Below are 19,480 nucleotides of genomic sequence, written 5' to 3'. Positions count from 1 at the left end.
TCAACCAAAAGGGTGGCCACACCGACAAAACCGGAATCTCGCCTGACTTCGCACATCGAAGAAATTCAATTACACTGCGTCGACTCTCCATTGCGTTAGGATTTTTCACCTCATGGCCGGATCTCGCCTGTTAAAACAATCGGCCATTGTCAGTGCGGGCACCATGACGTCCCGTATCTTGGGTTTGGTGCGTGATGTTGTTATGGCGGCCTTACTAGGGGCCACCAATGCCGCCGATGCCTTTTATGTGGCGTTTAAAATTCCCAATTTTTTTCGCCGCTTATTTGCTGAAGGTGCTTTTGCCCAAGCCTTTGTGCCGGTGTTGGCGGAGTATAAAGAAGAAGGTGGGCTGGCTGCGGTACAGCAATTAGTGAATAGGGTATTTGTTACACTCGGTTTTTCCCTGTTTGTGGTGTGCGCACTGGCCTTTGCGGCGGCCCCCGGCATAACGTGGCTGTTTGCCTCCGGCTTTCATCAATACCCCGATAAGCTGGCCCTGACCACCGAACTCATCCGTATCACCTTTCCATACTTAGGGTTTATTTCACTCACGGCGTTTGCCGGCGGAATTCTCAATACGTACGGGCGCTATGCGATTCCGGCATTGACACCCGTGCTACTGAACCTGTCGTTGATTGGCGCAGCTTTCTGGTTAACGCCTTATGTGCCAACACCGGCGCATGCTTTAGCCTGGGGCGTGTTGATGGCCGGGGTGACTCAGTTGCTCTTTCAGGTGCCCTTTTTACGCCAACTGGGGTTGTTGCCGAAGCCGGTTTGGGACTGGCGGCACCCCGGCGTGGTGAAGATTCTGCGCTTGATGGCACCGGCCATGTTGGGGGTCAGCGTGGCGCAGGTTAATTTGTTGCTGGATACCGTATTGGCCTCCTGGCTGGAAGCGGGCAGTGTGGCGTGGCTGTATTATTCGGATCGGTTGGTGGAGTTGCCCTTAGGTGTAATCGGCATTGCCATTGCCACTGTCGTGTTGCCCGGATTGTCGGCTGACGTTGCCAAGAAAGATGACGATGCCTTTAGGGAAAGCCTGCACTGGGCGGTGCGGATGGTGCTATTGCTCGGCGTCCCTGCTGCCGTGGCGCTGGCGGTTTTGGCGGTGCCGATTCTGAGTACCCTCTTTTTCTACGGTGCTATGACCGCGCATGACGTGACCCGCAGTGCGGCCAGTTTAATGGCCTACAGTGGGGGGTTGGTGGCTTTTATGTTGGTGAAAGTATTAGCGCCGGGTTTTTTCAGTCGGCAAGACATGAAAACGCCGGTCAAAATAGCGCTGGCGGCGTTGGTCGCCAATATAGTCTTCAATCTAATCCTGATTTGGCCACTCGCTCACGTTGGCCTGGCGTTGGCGACGACATTATCGGCTTGGCTCAATGCCGGGTTATTAGCCGCCGGCTTGCATAGAGCTGGGTTGTTGAGCGTCGGCGGTTTAATGCGGCATCCGCGCACCTTGGGTGTTGTCGGGGCTGCTCTGTTAATGGCGATGGTGTTGGTGTGGGTTATGCCGGATACTGCGTGGTGGCTCGCCGCCGACCTTTGGTTAAGATTGCGCGCCTTGGGCCTGTTAATTGCGCTTGGCGGTTTGGCTTATGGGTTCGGCTTGGTCATCACCGGCTGGCGGGTGCGACATCTCACAGCACGGTAGCCGCTGACCGACTGGCCCGCTATAATGACGCCCCTTGTAATGGGTGAAACGATTCTGTGAAGTTACTGCGTGGCAGTCAGGTCCTCGAAGGGCCACATCAAGCAACGGTGGTTACCGTGGGTAACTTCGATGGCGTGCATCTGGGTCACCAGCAACTGTTGCGTGCCTTAAAATCCTATGCAGACGCGCATCAATTGGCCACCGCGGTCGTGTTATTCGAGCCACAGCCCAAAGAATTCTTCATGGGCGCCGACGCGCCACCCCGCATTTCAACGCTGCGTGATAAGCTCATGGTGTTGCAGGCGTTGGGCATTGATTGGGTTTGGGTGGTGCGTTTTAACAGTGCTTTTGCCAATCAATCGCCGGAAGACTTTATTCATCGCTACCTGTGCGCGGGTTTGCGGGCGCAACATGTGGTGGTTGGGGATGATTTTCGTTTCGGTCGTCAGCGCTTGGGTGATTTAGCCTTGTTAAAAGCGGTGGGTGCACATCAAGGCTTCAGCGCCGAAGGCACGGATTCGTTCATCGCCGCCGATCAACGTGTGAGCAGCACAGCGGTGCGGACGGCATTGAGTGATGGCAACTTCCGCCTGGCGGAAACGCTGCTCGGTCGACCCTATGCCCTTACCGGACGGGTAATTCATGGCCAGCGCTTGGGGCGCAAGCTGGGATTCCCTACCGCCAATATCGGCTTGGGGCCGCAGCGGCGTGCCGTAAATGGAGTTTATAGCGTATGGGCGTGGGTTGATGGCCATGGAGAACGCATAGCAGGCGTGGCCAATGTGGGGGTTAAACCCAGTTTTTCTCACCTGGCGCCGTTGTTAGAAGTCCACCTGTTGGATACCCAGTTAGACCTCTACGGTCACACTTTGACTGTGGAGTTTGTTCAGAAAATTCGTGATGCACGTAAGTTTGCCGCCTTGATAGACTTGCAAACACAAATTCAGAAAGACACCGAAACCGCTCGGGCACAATTGACCCGACAGAGGAATGACTAAAAGGCCATGACTGACTATAAAGCCACGTTGAACCTGCCCGACACCGAATTTCCGATGCGCGGAAACCTGCCGCAGCGCGAACCTGAGCGCCTGAAACAATGGGCAGAACAGGATATTTACCAAAAGATTCGCACCTACGCGGCAGGGCGTCCTAAGTTTATTCTGCATGATGGCCCACCGTATGCGAACGGCGATATTCATATTGGTCATGCGGTTAACAAGGTGTTGAAGGACATGATTGTGAAGTCGCGGGGCTTTATGGGCTTTGATGCGCCTTATGTGCCCGGTTGGGACTGCCACGGTTTGCCCATCGAACACAAAGTCGAAACCATGATTGGTCGCGCGGGCGATAAGGTAGACCACAAAACCTTTCGCGCCAAGTGCCGCGAATACGCGCTGCAACAAGTAGACGGCCAGCGCGAAGCGTTCAAGCGCCTGGGTATTTTCGGTGACTGGGATAACCCTTATTTAACCTTGGATAAAAAAGTCGAAGCGGACATCATTCGCGCCCTCGGCGATATTGCCAAAAATGGCCATTTGCACAAAGGCTTTAAGCCGGTGTACTGGAGTGTGGTGGGCGGCTCTGCCTTGGCAGAAGCGGAAGTCGAATACAAAGAGAAAACCTCGCAAGCCATTGATGTGGCATATCCTGTGTTGGACGGCGCGAAACTGTCTGCGGCCTTTGGTGAAGTGGGCATGTTGAAGGATGCCAGCGTAGTCATCTGGACGACAACCCCGTGGACCATTCCGTCCAGCTTGGCGGTCAGCGCGCACCCTGAAATTGAATATGCCTTGGTGTTGGCCAATGGCAAACACTATGTACTGGCGCGTGACTTGGTAGAAACGGCCGCGCAACGTTACGAATGGCAAAACACCAAAGTCGAGGCACTGACACGCGGCGCGGCGCTAGAAGGCCTGCGTATGAAGCACCCGTTCTACGACCGGGAAATCCCCATGTTGTTGGGTGAGCACGTCACCACTGAGGCCGGTACTGGCTTTGTGCACACGGCACCGGATCACGGCGCTGACGACTTTGTGGTAGCGCGGCATTACGGCATCGAAACCATCAATCCGATTGATGATGGCGGGGTGTACAGAGAGCACATCGAAGGTTTTGCCGGGCAGCATGTCTACAAAGTAGACGGCCCGGTGATCGAGCGGTTGAAGGCGGCAGGAACCTTAGTCGCCCATGAAACCATAAAACACCAATATGCCCACTGCTGGCGTACCAAAACGCCGTTGATCTATCGCGCCACACCGCAATGGTTTGTGTCGATGACCAAAAACAACTTGCGTGATCAAGCGTTGGACGCCATCAAGGGTGTACGTTGGGTTCCTTCTTGGGGACAAAACCGCATTGAAGCGATGATTGAGCAAAGCCCGGATTGGTGTGTGTCGCGGCAACGCACTTGGGGTGTGCCGATCTGTTTGTTCGTGCATAAAACGACCGGTGAATTGCATCCGCGCACCCAAGAGATCATTGAGCAAGTGGCGCAGCGGGTTGAACAAGACGGCATGGATGCGTGGTGGGAATACGACTCGGCGGAGCTGCTGGGTGCGGATGTAGACGACTATGAAAAGGTCACCGACACCTTGGATGTTTGGTTTGACTCCGGCGTCACCCACGCCAGCGTATTGCGCAAACGCCCGGAGCTGGGTCAATACCCGGCGGATATGTATTTGGAAGGTTCGGATCAACATCGCGGCTGGTTCCAGTCGTCACTGAAAACCGGTATCGCCATTAACGGTGCTGCGCCATACAAGCAAGTGCTGACGCACGGTTTTACGGTGGATGAAAATGGCCGCAAGATGTCCAAATCCATTGGCAATATTGTAGAACCGCAGAAGATCAACAATACGCTGGGTGCGGATGTACTGCGCCTGTGGATTGCCTCGACCGATTACAGTGGTGATATGAGCTGTTCGGAAGACATTCTTAAGCGTTCATCCGATGCCTACCGGCGTATCCGCAATACTTGTCGTTTCCTGCTGTCGAATATGGCCGGTTTCGACCCCGCCACCGATATCGTACCGATGGATCAGATGCTGAAACTGGACCGTTGGCTGGTGCATCGTACCGCGCAACTGCAAGCAGAAATTCACGACCACTATGACAACTACCAATTCCTCAATGTGTATCAAAACGTGCACAACTTCTGTGTGTTGGAATTGGGTGGTTTTTACCTGGATATCATTAAAGACCGGCAATACACCACGCAGGCTGATTCCTTGGCCCGCCGCAGTGCGCAGACGGCGTTGTATCATACTTTACAGGCCATGGTGCGCTGGATTGCCCCAATACTGAGCTTCACCGCCGAAGAGCTGTGGGAATGTATGCCGGGCGAGAAAGCCGAGTCGGTTTTCCTGAATACCTGGTATGACGGCTTGGCCGAACTGCCCGCCGAAGAAGAATGGAATGACGCCTTCTGGGATGTGGTGATGCAGGCCAAAGAAGGCACCAACAAGGTGCTCGAAATGGCGCGCAGTGAAGGTATGAAAGGTGGCAGCTTAGGTGCAGCAGTAACGCTGTATTGTACGGACGACATGGCCGATGTGCTTAACCGCTTAGGCGATGAGCTGCGCTTTGTGTTGATCACGTCTGCCGCCACGGTGAAGTCCTTTAAAGATGCTCCTGCCGAAGCCCAAGACAGCGATGTTGAAGGCTTGAAAGTTGCAGTGACGGCGGCGGATGGCACCAAGTGCGTGCGGTGCTGGCATTACCGTGATGATGTGGGTAGCCATGACGAGCACCCTGAACTTTGTGGCCGCTGTGTGACCAATGTCGCCGGCGTGGGTGAGCTGAGGTTATTCGCTTAATGGTATTGCAGGTCATGGGTTACCGGTTAGATGCAAAGCAGTTGCTCTGGTTGTTGATTGCGGCGGTGATCATTGTTTTTGATCAATGGACGAAGCACCTAGTAGCCAGCACTTTGCAATACGGTCAGCGTATTAATGTGTTGCCCGTCTTCGACATTATCTATGTGCACAATCCGGGGGCTGCGTTCAGTTTTCTGGCGGATGCCGGAGGCTGGCAAATCGTATTTTTTACCGCGATTGCTGCCATCATGAGTGTGGCTATGATGATCTGGATCTTGACCTTACCGCGTACCGCTCGTTGGTTGCCGGTGGCCTTGAGCTTGATCATTGGTGGAGCCATCGGTAATGCCATTGACCGGATCAAATACGGCTATGTTGAAGATTTTATTTTGGTGTATTGGCAAAACGCCTATTTCCCGGCGTTTAACATTGCGGATTCAGCCATCACTGTGGGCGCCATTATGCTGTTGATTGATGCATTTTGGCTGGAAAAACGTCGTGCGGCAGCGGAGTAAGTGGCCGAACGTTCCTAGTTAATAACAGAGGCAGTACGGTTGGTATGCAGATTACCGAGAATTCACTGGTGACCTTGCACTTTTCCCTGGCGTTGGCCGACGGTGAAGTGATTGACAGCAATTTCCACGGCAATGCCGCTACGTTTCAAATGGGCGATGGCAGCTTGTTGGAAGGCTTTGAAGCCTGTTTGCTGGGCCTCAGCGTGGGCGACCGGGAAACCTTTCAAGTACCCGCCGAAAAAGCCTTTGGGCTGCATTTGGAAGATAATGTACAAACCTTCAAACGACATCAGTTCGGTGTTGATATCGTGCTGGAGCCGGGTGTCGTGGTTTCCTTTGCCGATGCTTCCGGTGCAGAGTTGCCCGGTGTGGTCAGTCGTTTGGACGGCGACTATGTCGTGGTGGACTTTAATCATCCCTTGGCCGGTAAAGACATCACCTTCATGGTGTCGATTCTGTCCGTCGCCGAAGCGCCTGAGGAGGCTTAACGCATGTCTGCCACCGTGGTTGACCCGCAATCCATCGCCATCACTTTGGCCAATCCGCGCGGTTTTTGTGCCGGGGTTGATCGGGCCATCGATATTGTGAACCGTGCCTTGGAAATCCACGGTGCACCTCTCTATGTGCGTCATGAAGTGGTGCACAACAAGTTCGTGGTCGACAATCTGCGGGCGCGGGGTGCGGTGTTTGTGGATGAATTGGATGAAGTGCCGGACAATCAGTTGGTTATTTTCTCTGCCCACGGTGTATCAAAAGCAGTGCAGGAAGAGGCGCGTAAACGGGGCTTGAAAGTCTATGATGCGACCTGCCCCCTAGTGACCAAAGTGCATTTAGAAGTCACCAAATTCAGCCGCGAAGGCATGGAATGCATTTTGATCGGTCATAAAGGCCACCCGGAAGTGGAAGGCACCATGGGCCAGTTCGATGCTTCGCACGGTGGAGCGATTTATTTGGTGGAAGACGTAACCGATGTGGCGGCACTGCAAGTGCGTAATGAGCAGCAACTCGCCTATGTGACCCAGACCACGCTCTCTATGGATGATACAGCTCAAATCATCGATGCCCTGCGGGCGCGTTTTCCGCACATTGAAGGGCCGCGCAAAAATGACATTTGCTATGCTACGCAAAATCGGCAGGATGCGGTGAAAAGCCTGGCGACAGAATGCGATGTCGTGCTGGTGGTGGGCTCACCCAACAGTTCCAACTCCAACCGCTTACGCGAATTATCCGAACGTATGGGTTGCCCCGCGTACTTGATAGACTCGGCGGATGAAATTCAATCGGAATGGCTGGCCGGGAAGAAACACATTGGCGTGACCGCCGGAGCCTCCGCACCGGAAATCCTCGTCGAAGAGGTGGTAGAAGCATTGCAGGCACGGGGCGGTCGGGCACCGGTCAATTTAAAGGGTATTCCCGAAAATGTGGTGTTCAGTTTGCCGCGTGAGCTGAGAATCGAGGCGAAAACCATTGAATAAGCGTGGCGTTGTGTGATTCCGGTCACACTATCGCCATCTTCCTGTCCGTTGATGCGGATTTTCCTGCCGTTTATCTTTCTGTTCGTTTACCTTCCCAACCAAGGCCCTATGATGTTCACATCAGTATAGGGTAGGTTCATCCATGCCAGAGACACCATGGGCATCATGATAAAAAGAAAAAATACGTCATCATCCTTTAACACCGGCTTCAATTTGCTCGAGCTTATGGTCGTGGTCGCCATCTTGGGCATCACCGCCCTGATTGCTATTCCCAATATGTCGCGCATGGTGGAAAACAGCCAGCTTCGTTCCACCGTGAATGATTTTTCCACTGCGTTATCGCTGGCGCGGAGTGAGGCGTTGACGTCTGGAAGTGGTTTTGTGAATCCGGTCAATTTGGGTGGAGGTGCCAGTTTTGCCAACGGATGGTGTGTGTCCACCGCAGCCAACTGTGCGCCTGCGATTCGCGTGTTTCCTGCATTAACCGGGCAGACAGTTTCCGGCAGTACGGCATCCATCCAATTTAATAGCCGAGGCGAACTGGTCGGCGCAGCACCCACGATCACCTTTACTCCGACAGGGTGTGCTCCAGGTACAGCGGATCGTGCTCGGGTCATTCAGGTCGAACCCAGTGGCCGCACGTCTATAGATTCTGGGGCTTGTGTATGAAACGTATGAAACGAGTCCTGCAGCGTCGAGCCTCCGGTGTTTCATTGATCGAAGTACTGGTGGCGATTCTTGTTTTGTCGATCGGTCTGCTGGGCGTGGCAGCGCTGATGGGCAATGCCTTGCAGTTTAACCAAGGGGCGCAAGCCCGCACGCAAGCGGTTTTATTGGCTTCCGACATTGTGGAGCGGGCACGCGTAAATCGGACCGATCGAGCAGCCTATGCCCTAGATGATGAAGGCGATTGTGCGGCGGCCATTGTTGGAGCATCCGTTGCTGCACGAGATGTAGCGGAATGGCTGCGTCAAGTAGGTTGTGCTCTGCCGGGTGGAGAGGCGCAAATTGTCTTTGCCGGCGACCAGATGACGGTCACATTACAGTGGGCGGATACGACCAATGACAACACAGAAACGCTGGTCGTAACGGCGCAACTGCAATGAGGAATGAGGTCATGAAGGTTTATGCCAGACACCATCGGTTTGCCACGCGCCGCGCTGAGGCTGGTATGTCGTTGCTGGAAGTGCTGGTGGCGCTGGGGATCGGCTTGGTGCTTATTGCCGGTGTGACACAGTTGTTTATCGGTTCAAATCAGGCCTTTCTGGCGCGGGATCAACTGGCCCGTATGCAAGAGAATATCCGTTTTATCAGTGAACGGTTACAGCGTGATATCCGCATGGCGGGTTATCAGGGCTGTGCGCCATCGGTAAATGACTTGTTAGATTCAACGGACGCCGCTTATACCGGCCAACCCTATGTGTTTGATGGTACGCCTGTGATGGGTTGGGAATATGCAGGTTCAGCGATCGGCAATGCGCTGATACTGGATGATCTTGGTGCCAGTGAGGCGGCGAACTGGACAAATGGTGTAACGCCAGCTTTGCCGTTTACGCTTCCTGCTGGTGGCATTCTTCCTGGCAGTGACGTCTTGATGGTGAAGCGGAGTGCAAGGCATGATGTCGCGGTCACTGATGTGACCAATGGGGGAACGCCGAACATTCAAATGACCGCCGCAGAACCCGCCATTGCAGAGAACATGACCGTCGTATTGGTGGACAACAACTGCCGGGTCGCCGATAAGTTCCAGCGCACGAACGACAACGACGAAGACAGCATTGAGCGTGCTGCGGGTGCTGCGCCCGGCAACGCCACGCCGCTCGCGAATTGGAGTAATGCACTCGTCGGCAGTGTGTCCTCCCCAGCCACCTTACCTGTCTCTGTTTATACCCTGGAAAGCGAACTTTACTACATACGCAATAATCCTGACGACATACCCTCGCTGTACAGCGTGCGCTTGGGACCCTCCGGTGGCGCCACGCAAGAATTGATCACTGGCGTTGAAAACATGCAGGTTTTGTACGGCATATCAACGGGCGCACCCGATGACGTGGTGAATAATTATGTTCCGGCTAACGCTGTAACGGATTTTGACGATGTGCTGGCGGTGCGGGTTGCGTTTTTGATGCGCTCGACCGAATTGGCGAATACCGAAAATACCCTCGTCACCTACGTTTTGGCGGGTACGAATGTCACTCGCATGGACGTTGCCGTAGCCGGTAACGAAGGCGACCGCTTTCTGCGTTTATCTTCCACCATTACCGTGGGATTGCGAAACCAATTACGTTGAGGTCTATTAATTTGCGAGCAAACTCTATGGCAGGCTATTTGATTCAACGGTGCCGCGTTCCAAGCCTGACCGCTGCACGACAGCGGGGCGTTGCTTTGTTGGTTTCCTTGGTACTACTGCTGGCGCTGTCGATGCTGGCGATTAGTGCCATGCAAGGCACCATCATGCAAGAGCGGATGTCGGTAAACCAGCGTGATCTGGCGCAAGCGTTTAACGCCGCCGAGACCGCATTGCGTGCCGGGGAAGCGGCTCTGCAAGCCAATCCCCTAAATTTTCTGGGTAATGCGGCCCTGCCAAACCCGATGGTTTGGAATCCGGAAATGCCAGTGGGGCATGACCCTGCGGATCCGAATTGGGGTGGCAATGTGATCGCCGTCTTGGGCGTCGCTGCTGATCCAGCGCGCAATCCGGTGTATCACATCGCCGAAGCTGGCGTGATCTGTCCGGAAGGGGGTGAGTCCAGCGCGGCCTGTGATGAGTTGTATGTGGTTACCGCACGCGGACTGGGCGGGCAAGCCAATTCGGCAACGGTTTTACAAAGCACCATCGTGATTCGCCCTTGACCGGGTTCATGTTTTGGTGCGTCTTGATTCGATCTGAGGCAATGTTATGAACAGCAAATTTCCAAAAATTCTTCGTCGTGGTGCAGGAGTCTTGCTGTTGCTCCTGTGCAATGGACTGGTCCATGCGTCCATTGTGGACGACATTGCCGATGCACCTATCTTTCTGCGCCCCACCCAGTCACCCTCGGTTATGCTGACCCTCTCGAACGATCATCAACTGTATTTCGAGGCCTATAAAGAGTACGCCGATTTAAATGAAGATGGCCAAGCGGACGGCGGGTACCTACACGAAGTGGATTACTACGGCTATTTCGACAGCTATAAGTGCTATGCCTATAACACCACAGAAAACCGCTATCAGCCGAAAGGACTGACGGACAACAAGTATTGTGATTCGGTCAGCGATGGGGATTGGAGTGGTAATTTCCTGAATTGGGTGTCCATGTCGCGCATGGATGTGGTTCGGAAAATCCTGTATGGCGGTTATCGTAGTACGGACGAGGCAGATTTAACGGTTCTGGAGCGGGTCTATATCCCTACCGATGTTCACGCTTGGGTGCGTTATTACAACGGCGATGATCTCGATAAATTGACCCCCTTCGAGAATCCATCGACGGTCACCGGCACCAGTTCAACCGCCATTGAGGTGTCTAATGGTTCGAAGACTTTTTCGACCAGTGGCTTGTCGGGCGATACTCAATTGCAAGTGGGTGACCAATTGGTGATTGATGCCTTGACGGGTGGCTCGCCCAACGGCAACCGGCTGTGGGCGCATGTGACGAATAAGAGCAGCAGTGGCATAACGGTTGATGTACGACGTCATGAAGGTTCCGGTACACACAATAGTTGGCGAATCACCAATCGCTCACGAGCGGGTATTTCCATCTGCAATGTAACGCGCGTGGGCTCTGGTTTGTCGGAAGATGTTTCTTCCCCACCGCTGTTGCGCATTGCATCGGGCGACTACAGTTTGTGGAAAGCCAACGAACGTTGGCAGTGTCATTGGCATGAAGAGCGCAACAATACAGCGAGCGGTGTGCCAGGCAGTAACGGCAATACGGTGGGCATCACTGGGCTCTATGCCAACAATGACAATCCAGTACGTGAAGACGTACGGTTGGGTGGGCGTGATTTTGTCGTGCGAGTTGAAGCCTGTCGTCCAGACTTGGTGGGTACCGAGAATTGTAAAGATTATCCGGAAGGCTCACCCAAACCGGTCGGTTTGTTGCAAGAGTACGGCGACGAAGGCGCGATCAATTTTGGCTTAATGACGGGCAGCTATCTCAGGAACAAGTCCGGTGGTGTGCTGCGTAAGAACATTGGTTCGTTTAACGATGAAGTGAACGTTAATACCGATGGCACCTTTCAAGACTTGAGCGATAAAGACTCCATCGTCAATACCATCAACCTGTTCCGCCTGGTCAGCTATAACCATGGTAATGGCAACTACAACGATTGTCCGGCCCAAAGCGGTTTTGACGATGGAGACTGCAAAAACTGGGGCAATCCGCAAGCCGAGATGCACCTGGAAGCGGTGCGCTACTTCGCTAAATTAGAGCCCACCGCGGCGTTTGATATCGGCAGTGGCACCGACGGCATTGATGGTTTGCGCGTCGCGGAATGGAATAACCCGATCGGCGAAGATCTATGGTGCTCCCAGTGTTCTATCGTCAATTTCAATGCCAGCGTGACATCTTATGATATGGACCAACTGGGTTCAGCCTCCGATTTGCCGGGCAGTCCTGATCTCGCCGCCCTGACCAATGCGATTGGTGTAGCCGAAGGGATACAGGGTAAAGATTGGTTTGTCGGTAATGTCGGTGATACCACCAACGATCTCTGCACCCCAAAAGAAATTACCAGTTTGGCTGCCGTTGAGGGTTTATGCCCCGATGCTCCAAGTTTGGATGGCGGTTTTCTTATGGCCGGTTTGGCGCACTATGCCCATACCACGGACTTACGCCCGGACTTGCCCGGCAAGCAAACGGTGAAAACCTACTCCATTGCGCTCGAACCCGCGTTGCCGCGCATTGATATCCCGAAGCCCGGCGAAAGTGAGTCCGCCGTGACCTTACTTCCCGCCTGTCAAAATACTCGGGCGTCCGACCGAGGCAGTTGCGCTATTATTGACTTTAAAATCATCGATCAGGACATTGAAGCTGGTACGGGTTCATTTCTGGTGCAGTGGGAAGCGCATGAGCAGGGCGGGGACTTCGATTCCGACATGAACGGGATCATCAGTTATACAATCACGGACACTGAGCTGGCCGTTACCACAAGAGTTTTTTCACTGTCTGCGGGGATGATTGCCGGTTTCGGTTACGTGCTCAGTGGCACCGAAACGGATGGCTATCATGCACACTCCGGGGTGAACGGTTATACCTTCAACGACCCTTCGGGAGGCTTGGCCTGTACCTCTTGCCAAGCTAACAATGCCGCTACTACACGCACCTATACCTTGAGCGCTGATGAGGCAGCAGAGCAGTTGCAACTGCCCGGTTATTACGCCGCCAAATGGGGTGGATTTGATAAGGCGTTTGATGCCCCAACGGTCACTGAAGCCTGGGACACCACCGGCAACGGCTTGCCAGACAACTATTATTTCGCCATAAACCCGATACAGTTGGCGGAGGACTTGAGCGCGGTGTTTGCAGCGGTGTTAAAAGCGAACGAATCTTCCACCGCCATTGCCACCAACTCCACACGCTTGGATACCGAAACCACTATTTTCCAAGCGATGTTCGATAGCGGTGACTGGTACGGTGACATCACCGCTTATAAGTACGCCGACTTTGATGATGCTGATGATTATGAATGGCGGGCATCCGAACGGTTGGAGAAACAAGTTACCGATCCCGGAGAGGTACAACGAACTATCGTAACCTATTATGAAAGCGAAGGGATTGCGGTATCCAACATCGGGTTGTTAGATACGCCCATGTACGGTGCTCTGAACCATAATGTGAATGGCGATGAAGACAGTCTATTTTCAGCGCGTGTGGCCTGGTTGCGAGGTGAAGACAACCTAGACGCAGGATTGCGCTCAAGAACCATCGATGGCGAGCTGCAATTGTTGGGTGATATTGTGAATTCAGACCCGCAATACGTCGGCAAACCGAATTACGGCAATAGTTTGTTACCCGGAGCGGAAGGTTCGAGGTACAAAACGTTTCGAAGTGATTCGGCGTATAAAAGCCGCAGTGACATGATCTACGTGGCGGCCAACGATGGCATGCTGCATGGCTTTGATGCCGTGGATGGCACCGAGTACGTAGCCTATATACCCAGTGAATTGTTATTGCCCGAATCGGACAGCGTGCCGTTCGCGCCCATTAATCGCTTGATGATGCAGAACTATACCCACCGCTATTTTATGGACGGTACCGCAACGATTCGGGATGCCTACATCAATAGCGAATGGAAAACTGTGCTTGTTGGCACCATGGGTGCCGGCGGTCGAACAGTCTTTGCACTGGATGTTACAGACCCGAAAGAATTTGGGCCGGACAAAGTACTGTGGGAGTTTCAACATGAAGAACTGGGTTATGGCGTAACCAGTCCGACCATTACCCGTCTCGCCACCGGAGAATGGGCCGCCGTATTTGGCAACGGCTACGGTGGCAGCAGTAATACCTCTCAACTCTTTATTGTTAACCTCTCGACGGGTGCACTCATCAAACGAATCGATACCGGCGTCGGTGGCTTGAGCGCACCCAATGGCATGGCGCCACCCTATGTGACGGACTGGAGCAATGGTGATCGCATCGCGGCTTTGGCCTACGCCGGTGATTTGCTGGGGAATGTATGGCGATTCGATTTAACCTCGAATGACATCGAAGCATGGACCATGAACAAGATATTTACGACCCAAGATCTGGCGGATGAAGTCCAACCCATTACCGCCCCGGTGATCGCTGCCCCACACCCGGACGAGGCAGGAACTTTGGTGTTATCGTTTGGCACCGGCAGCTATTTCCGCAACAGTGATGCCGCGAGCGTGCAGGTACAGTCCTTGTATGGCATCTTTGATCGTGGTGGCGCCATAGTGGAAAACAATCAACTGATTGAACAAGAGATCATCTATCAGAGCAGCCTAGTGTTGGACAGTGTGACCTATGAAAGCGTGCGCGCCACTACGGCGTATTCAAAAGACGATTCACCGTATGATGTCCTTCCTCAGATTGATGGTTGGAAGATGGATCTAAAATTTGGGGCAAGCGCCAGTGGCGAACGCGTGGTCAGTCGCCCCAGTATGGCGCCGGGGCGCAGTGCGGTGCGTTTTACCACCTTGATGCCGGATGTTCAGTCCTGCGGCTCCGGTCGATATGGTTATTTAATGGAACTGGATTTGGTGTCCGGTTCTCGGCCCACCGATCCGGTGTTTGATTTGGATTTGGATGGGGTGTTCAACACAGAAGTCGATACGGTGCTGGTGACGGTCGAGGTGGATGGTATTGAAACAGAGATTCAAATACCTATTTCGGGCGTGGGTGGTGCTACTCAAGGCGAAGAATTGCGCACCGTGCAGGATGAAGAGGGTGTCGAAACGGTAGTGCAGTTGATCCCGGATGACAATTCGACACCGCCACCGATCCCGAATTTGCTGGGTGATGTTACGGCCACCGGTCGTCAATCATGGGAGCAATTACGATGACAACTAGGGTCAGATTGACGAAACAACAGCCTACAAGCAGCCCTAAGGCACAGGGTTTTAGCCTGATTGAGTTAATGATCGTGGTCGCGGTGATGGGTATTCTTGTTGTGATCGCCGTGCCGAACTATCAGCGCTACACACAAGATGCACGACGGGCGGATGCGCAAGCGGTCATGCTGAATTATGTGGCGCGCTTGGAGCGCAATCTATCCATCAATTCGTCCTATCTCGTCGGAGGAGTGGCACCGGCCTTACCCGCTAACCCTGAGGGATATACATTATCCTTTCCTGCGGCGACGCCGGTCACCGCCACCACCTTTGTACTGAGTGCCGCGCCTGTAGCCGGTGGACCACAGGCCACAGACCGTTGTGGCACCATGACGATCTCGAATACCGGCGCAAGGACGGCAGACGAAGCGAACTGCTGGCGTTAACAGGTCAACGGTGTGTCGTCGGGTAGCCATTCCGCCCGCGTCCGGCCCGTCATATTAACCACCACGCGGGCCATCGCTTTGTCATCATCCGGGCAGTACCGTACGTGCCCAATAGTTCCGTGCGAATGGCCCTGTGCAGTATATTGAAAATAGTTTTTGCTTGCCGGTGCGGCTTTCATGTGTCCAAAGGGCAATGGCGGAAATTCACGAATGATGGCAGCAGGGCTGGGTAATGCGCGCGTGTTATTCGGATCATAGAATACGGTAATGGCGTTGGACCAGTCCGTTGTGCACATATTATCCGCATCCAGCGGGCAAACCGTCACTAGCTGTTGCGCTGATACCGCTGAAAAACGCGCCAGTTGAAAGGCGGTGGTGGTTTGCGATAACGACGTTTTGGCTTGTGTGCGGTCGATCATGGGTTTGAGTTTGGGTACGCCCACCAGCGACAAAATGCTCACAATGGCTGTGACCGTCATCAGTTCCAGCAGGTTGAATCCCTGCTGTCTTTGCAGTAATGCAGACATCGACATGACAATATTCCCTGTAGTGTGTAACTCCTGTAAGACCGGCACATCATAGCAACACGGAATGTCGCAAAACACTTCCCCCGAGGGGTAGGGTGGTCCGGTCCGGTTCAGTCATGGCAATTTAACGCTCTTTCATCGACAATAGCCCCATCATGTCGAACCAAGCGTATGCCCCTAATTATGTCTGAGCTATTGAATATTCAACTGGTACAAGCCGATTTTCCGGTGGGTGATATTCCCGGTAACGCCGAGCGCATATTGGACCACGGGCGGCGGGCCTGTGCCGACGGTGCTCAGGTAGTGGTGTTTCCCGAATTGACCCTAACCGGCTATCCGCCTGAGGACTTGCTACTGCGCCCCAGTCTGGCCGTGCGCATTGAGGCAGCGTTAGATGTCATCATGGCCGCGCAACTGCCGACGGCCTTGGTCATTGGGGTACCTTGGCACGACAACGGTAAGTTGTATAACGCCGCCGTGGTGATTGACCATGGCGAGCTGGTGGCACGTTATTACAAACGTCATTTGCCGAATTATCAGGTGTTTGATGAACATCGCTATTTTGCATCAGGTGTGCTGTCGACAACTTGGGAATGCAAAGGGATTCGGCTGGGGTTGACCATTTGTGAAGATGTCTGGTTCGATGATGTACTGGCCGATCAGGTGCATGCGGGGGCCGATGTGGTGCTGACCTTGAATGCCTCACCGTTCCACATTGATCGTATTCCCCAACGACGTGCTTTGTTGATGCGCCATGCGCAAAATTTTGGCTTGCCCATGGTGTATGTGAATGCTTGCCACGCTCAAGATGAGCTGGTGTTTGACGGCGGTTCTATGGTGGTCGATGCCCAAGGCGTATTGCGTGCTGCCTTGCCAGCGTACGAGCAGACGCATCTCACCGTGCAGTATCAGCGTGGCAGCGACGGTGTCGTGCAGTTGTTGGGTGACTATCCAGTGGCCGAACTGATGAACACGGAAGCCAGTGTGTACGAAGCACTCAAAATGGGTTTAGCGAGCTATGTGAATCGGAATGGGTTCAAGGGCGTGGTGCTCGGCTTATCCGGGGGTATTGATTCGGCGCTCAGCTTGGCGATCGCTGTGGATGCGCTGGGTGCAGACCGCGTACAGGCGGTGATGATGCCGTTTGAATACACCTCGGCGATCAGTCAGGAAGATGCCAAAGCAGAAGCCGATTTGCTGGGTGTAACCTATCATGTGTTGCCCATTCATAGCATGTTCCACGCTGGCATGGACCTGTTAAATCCTCTGTTTGAGGGCCATGCGGCGGATGTCACCGAGCAAAACCTGCAAGCCCGAATTCGCGGGCAGCTCCTAATGGCGTTGTCGAACAAACTGGGTTTGATGGTGCTGACCACCGGCAACAAAAGTGAAATGGCGGTCGGTTATGCCACCTTGTATGGCGATATGTGTGGTGGTTTTAACGCGCTAAAAGATGTACCCAAACAATTGGTGTTTCGCTTGGCGCGCTATCGCAACAGCTTGAGCCCGGCCATCCCGGAGCGTGTGATCACTCGGCCGCCCAGTGCCGAATTGGCGCCGAATCAGAAAGACGAAGACAGCCTGCCGCCGTATGAAATTCTCGATCAAATCATCGAACGCTACGTCGAGCGTGATGACAGCGCAGAAGAGATCGTAGCAGCGGGCTTTGACCGGGAGAGTGTGTTCCGCGTGATCACCTTGATCGACCGCAATGAGTATAAGCGTCGACAAGCACCGGAAGGGGTGCGCATAACCCCTCGTGGCTTTGGTCGTGATCGGCGCTACCCCATTACGCATGCTTGGAAACCGGGCAATTAGAAATGCACCCTATCGTTTTGCCGCCCTGGGCATCGGTGTGTGCTTAAAGGCGCGACTCCCGGCCTGCCGTGGAGCGCCGTAAGCATGCACCTATTGGCCCAAGGGCCGGTGAATCTTAATGTCGGGTGGGGCCGGCAGGCTTGAGCGGTAAACGAAATGTAAAACGGCGTGGCCTTACCTTGAGCGTAGCGTACAAGACAACATATTAAAGAAAACCTTCAGCGCTTCCCTTATTGGTTGTTACGTTTCAGGAGTTGAATATGTTAAAGCCTACGCTACGTCGGTCATGGATTCTGGTCACCGTTTTCACGTTGTCGGTGTGGCAGCACGCCATGGCGCAGACTGTTACCTTGCCGGATTTCGCTACCTTAGCTGAAGATTATTCGCCTTCGGTGGTGCGCATTGAAGCCCAAGGTGAGCCGAGTCAGCGGCAGCAACAGCAGATGGAACAGTTCGAGCAATGGCAAGAGCAAATGCCAGAAATGTTCCGTTATTTCTTCGGTGATCAACCCCCTAATGGGCAGCGCCCACCGCAGGCTCAGCCCAGCCGCTCACAAGGTTCCGGTTTTATCATTTCAGCCGATGGCTTTGTGGTGACGAACCATCATGTGATCGCCGGTGCGAATAACATTCGTGTACGCTTGAATGACCAGCGCGTGTACGACGCCGAGTTAGTGGGCACCGATGAGCAAAGTGACTTGGCCTTGCTGAAAGTCGAGGCCACGAATTTGCCGTTTTTACGCTTTGGCGATTCGGATGACTTGCGCGTTGGGGCTTGGGTGCTTGCCATTGGCGCACCTTTTGGCATGGACTATTCGGTAACTGCGGGCATCGTCAGTGCGAAAGGCCGGAGCCTGGGTGAGCGTTACGTGCCCTTTATTCAAACCGATGTGGCGATCAACCCCGGTAACTCAGGTGGGCCGCTGTTCAATACACAGGGCGAAGTGGTCGGTATCAATTCGCAAATTTATACCCGCTCCGGTGGGTTCATGGGCTTGTCATTTGCCATCCCGTCCAACATGGCGATGGACATCATCGACCAGTTGCAAACCAATGGTCGCGTGGCGCGCGGTTGGCTGGGTATTGCCATGGACAGCAATTACAACAACGACCCCGACTTAGCGGAGTCCTTTGGTTTAGATCGACCCATCGGTGCCTTGGTGCAGCATGTGTACAGTGGCACGCCCGCGCAAGACGCCGGATTGCGTCCGGGAGATTTGATCCTGCGTTTTGGTGATCGTGACATTCAACAGTTTTCTGATCTGGCACCGCTGGTGGGTGCGACGCGCCCTGGAACGGTGGTGGATTTGAGCGTTGTGCGTAACGGGGAGCGCATTACATTGCCGTTGGAAATTGGTGCACTGCCCGAAAATGAGCAGTCGGTCATCGCCCAAGCGCAGCCACAGGCCATGCCTGATGTGGATAATCCCTTGATGATTCGGGCCCGAGACCTCACGCCTGCCGAAAGTCGAGTGTTGCAAGAGCGCGGGGTGATGATCGATGAAGTGTTTGCTGGCCCGGCGCAAGACGCTGGCTTGGTCAGTGGTGATGTGATCACCATGTTGCATGGCCAGTTTGTGCGCACGAAAGAAGAGTTTGACCGTGTGGTAGCAAATTTACCTGAAGGTCGACGTGTGGCCTTGCGTATCATTCGTGATAATGCGGTGCGCTTTGTCTCGGTGGCCCTATAATTTTTGTCAATCTACTGAGCAGAGCATGCTCTGCTCAGTATCTA

Annotated in this window: 15 protein-coding genes; 14 read left to right on the top strand and 1 reads right to left on the bottom strand. The window is 53.9% G+C overall.

Features of this window, described 5'->3' with window-relative positions:
- The first annotated feature begins 112 nt into the window (after positions 1-112).
- From murJ to ACFOSD_RS13810, 12 genes are all read left to right on the top strand, one after another.
- Positions 113-1,654 carry a murein biosynthesis integral membrane protein MurJ gene (gene murJ, locus ACFOSD_RS13865; RefSeq protein ID WP_380697520.1) on the top strand — a complete coding sequence of 514 codons (1,542 nt, stop codon included), beginning with the start codon at positions 113-115 and terminating at the stop codon, positions 1,652-1,654.
- 56 nt (positions 1,655-1,710) lie between these two features.
- Positions 1,711-2,652 (top strand): bifunctional riboflavin kinase/FAD synthetase, encoded by a 942-nt coding sequence (gene ribF / locus ACFOSD_RS13860; RefSeq protein WP_380697517.1) that lies wholly within the window; start codon positions 1,711-1,713, stop codon positions 2,650-2,652.
- Positions 2,653-2,658: 6 nt separating this feature from the next.
- On the top strand, positions 2,659-5,469 hold the full coding sequence (gene ileS, locus ACFOSD_RS13855) for an isoleucine--tRNA ligase (RefSeq protein ID WP_380697514.1): 2,811 nt from the start codon (positions 2,659-2,661) through the stop codon (positions 5,467-5,469).
- Entirely contained in the window at positions 5,469-5,984 is a 516-nt protein-coding gene (gene lspA / locus ACFOSD_RS13850; protein WP_380707482.1) for a signal peptidase II, read from the top strand. The genes ileS and lspA overlap by 1 nt, the downstream gene beginning before the upstream one ends.
- Before the next feature lie 44 nt (positions 5,985-6,028).
- Positions 6,029-6,472, top strand: coding sequence for an FKBP-type peptidyl-prolyl cis-trans isomerase (fkpB, locus tag ACFOSD_RS13845; RefSeq protein ID WP_380697507.1), 444 nt, complete (start codon positions 6,029-6,031; stop codon positions 6,470-6,472).
- 3 nt (positions 6,473-6,475) lie between these two features.
- Positions 6,476-7,459, top strand: a complete 984-nt coding sequence (gene ispH / locus ACFOSD_RS13840; RefSeq protein ID WP_380697504.1) for a 4-hydroxy-3-methylbut-2-enyl diphosphate reductase — start codon at positions 6,476-6,478, stop codon at positions 7,457-7,459.
- A gap of 165 nt (positions 7,460-7,624) precedes the next feature.
- On the top strand, positions 7,625-8,128 hold the full coding sequence (locus ACFOSD_RS13835; protein WP_380697501.1) for a GspH/FimT family pseudopilin: 504 nt from the start codon (positions 7,625-7,627) through the stop codon (positions 8,126-8,128).
- Positions 8,125-8,565 (top strand): type IV pilus modification protein PilV, encoded by a 441-nt coding sequence (gene pilV / locus ACFOSD_RS13830; protein WP_380697498.1) that lies wholly within the window; start codon positions 8,125-8,127, stop codon positions 8,563-8,565. Before ACFOSD_RS13835 ends, pilV begins: the two co-directional genes overlap by 4 nt.
- An 11-nt stretch (positions 8,566-8,576) precedes the next feature.
- On the top strand, positions 8,577-9,749 hold the full coding sequence (locus ACFOSD_RS13825) for a PilW family protein (protein ID WP_380697495.1): 1,173 nt from the start codon (positions 8,577-8,579) through the stop codon (positions 9,747-9,749).
- A 26-nt stretch (positions 9,750-9,775) separates the two neighbouring features.
- Positions 9,776-10,312 (top strand): pilus assembly PilX family protein, encoded by a 537-nt coding sequence (locus ACFOSD_RS13820; protein ID WP_380697493.1) that lies wholly within the window; start codon positions 9,776-9,778, stop codon positions 10,310-10,312.
- A 46-nt stretch (positions 10,313-10,358) separates the two neighbouring features.
- A complete protein-coding gene (locus ACFOSD_RS13815) occupies positions 10,359-14,966 on the top strand; it encodes a pilus assembly protein (protein ID WP_380697490.1) in 4,608 nt (1,535 codons plus the stop codon).
- A 14-nt stretch (positions 14,967-14,980) separates the two neighbouring features.
- Positions 14,981-15,400, top strand: coding sequence for a type IV pilin protein (locus ACFOSD_RS13810; protein WP_380707477.1), 420 nt, complete (start codon positions 14,981-14,983; stop codon positions 15,398-15,400).
- Here the strand turns inward: ACFOSD_RS13810 and ACFOSD_RS13805 are convergent.
- A complete protein-coding gene (locus tag ACFOSD_RS13805; RefSeq protein ID WP_380697484.1) occupies positions 15,397-15,933 on the bottom strand; it encodes a GspH/FimT family pseudopilin in 537 nt (178 codons plus the stop codon). The genes ACFOSD_RS13810 and ACFOSD_RS13805 overlap by 4 nt on opposite strands.
- 177 nt (positions 15,934-16,110) lie before the next feature.
- Here ACFOSD_RS13805 and ACFOSD_RS13800 point away from each other — a divergent pair, with 177 nt between their 5' ends.
- Both ACFOSD_RS13800 and ACFOSD_RS13795 read left to right on the top strand, forming a co-directional pair.
- Positions 16,111-17,745, top strand: a complete 1,635-nt coding sequence (locus ACFOSD_RS13800) for an NAD+ synthase (protein ID WP_380697480.1) — start codon at positions 16,111-16,113, stop codon at positions 17,743-17,745.
- A gap of 260 nt (positions 17,746-18,005) precedes the next feature.
- Positions 18,006-19,436 (top strand): DegQ family serine endoprotease, encoded by a 1,431-nt coding sequence (locus ACFOSD_RS13795; RefSeq protein ID WP_380697478.1) that lies wholly within the window; start codon positions 18,006-18,008, stop codon positions 19,434-19,436.
- Positions 19,437-19,480 lie beyond the last annotated feature (44 nt).

It is taken from the genome of Salinispirillum marinum, from assembly GCF_042650105.1.
Classification (GTDB): Bacteria; Pseudomonadota; Gammaproteobacteria; order Pseudomonadales; family Natronospirillaceae; genus Salinispirillum; species Salinispirillum marinum.
This window is presented reverse-complemented; position numbering and strand designations above follow the sequence as displayed.

Coding starts and splice junctions, on each gene's coding strand:
- ACFOSD_RS13820 (WP_380697493.1), top strand. CDS start 9,776: ATGGCAGGCTATTTGATTCAACGGTGCCGCGTTCCAAGCCTGACCGCT.
- ispH (WP_380697504.1), top strand. CDS start 6,476: ATGTCTGCCACCGTGGTTGACCCGCAATCCATCGCCATCACTTTGGCC.
- ACFOSD_RS13800 (WP_380697480.1), top strand. CDS start 16,111: ATGTCTGAGCTATTGAATATTCAACTGGTACAAGCCGATTTTCCGGTG.
- ACFOSD_RS13835 (WP_380697501.1), top strand. CDS start 7,625: ATGATAAAAAGAAAAAATACGTCATCATCCTTTAACACCGGCTTCAAT.
- ACFOSD_RS13805 (WP_380697484.1), bottom strand. CDS start 15,933: ATGTCGATGTCTGCATTACTGCAAAGACAGCAGGGATTCAACCTGCTG.
- fkpB (WP_380697507.1), top strand. CDS start 6,029: ATGCAGATTACCGAGAATTCACTGGTGACCTTGCACTTTTCCCTGGCG.
- murJ (WP_380697520.1), top strand. CDS start 113: ATGGCCGGATCTCGCCTGTTAAAACAATCGGCCATTGTCAGTGCGGGC.
- ACFOSD_RS13825 (WP_380697495.1), top strand. CDS start 8,577: ATGAAGGTTTATGCCAGACACCATCGGTTTGCCACGCGCCGCGCTGAG.
- ACFOSD_RS13815 (WP_380697490.1), top strand. CDS start 10,359: ATGAACAGCAAATTTCCAAAAATTCTTCGTCGTGGTGCAGGAGTCTTG.
- ACFOSD_RS13795 (WP_380697478.1), top strand. CDS start 18,006: ATGTTAAAGCCTACGCTACGTCGGTCATGGATTCTGGTCACCGTTTTC.
- pilV (WP_380697498.1), top strand. CDS start 8,125: ATGAAACGTATGAAACGAGTCCTGCAGCGTCGAGCCTCCGGTGTTTCA.
- lspA (WP_380707482.1), top strand. CDS start 5,469: ATGGTATTGCAGGTCATGGGTTACCGGTTAGATGCAAAGCAGTTGCTC.
- ileS (WP_380697514.1), top strand. CDS start 2,659: ATGACTGACTATAAAGCCACGTTGAACCTGCCCGACACCGAATTTCCG.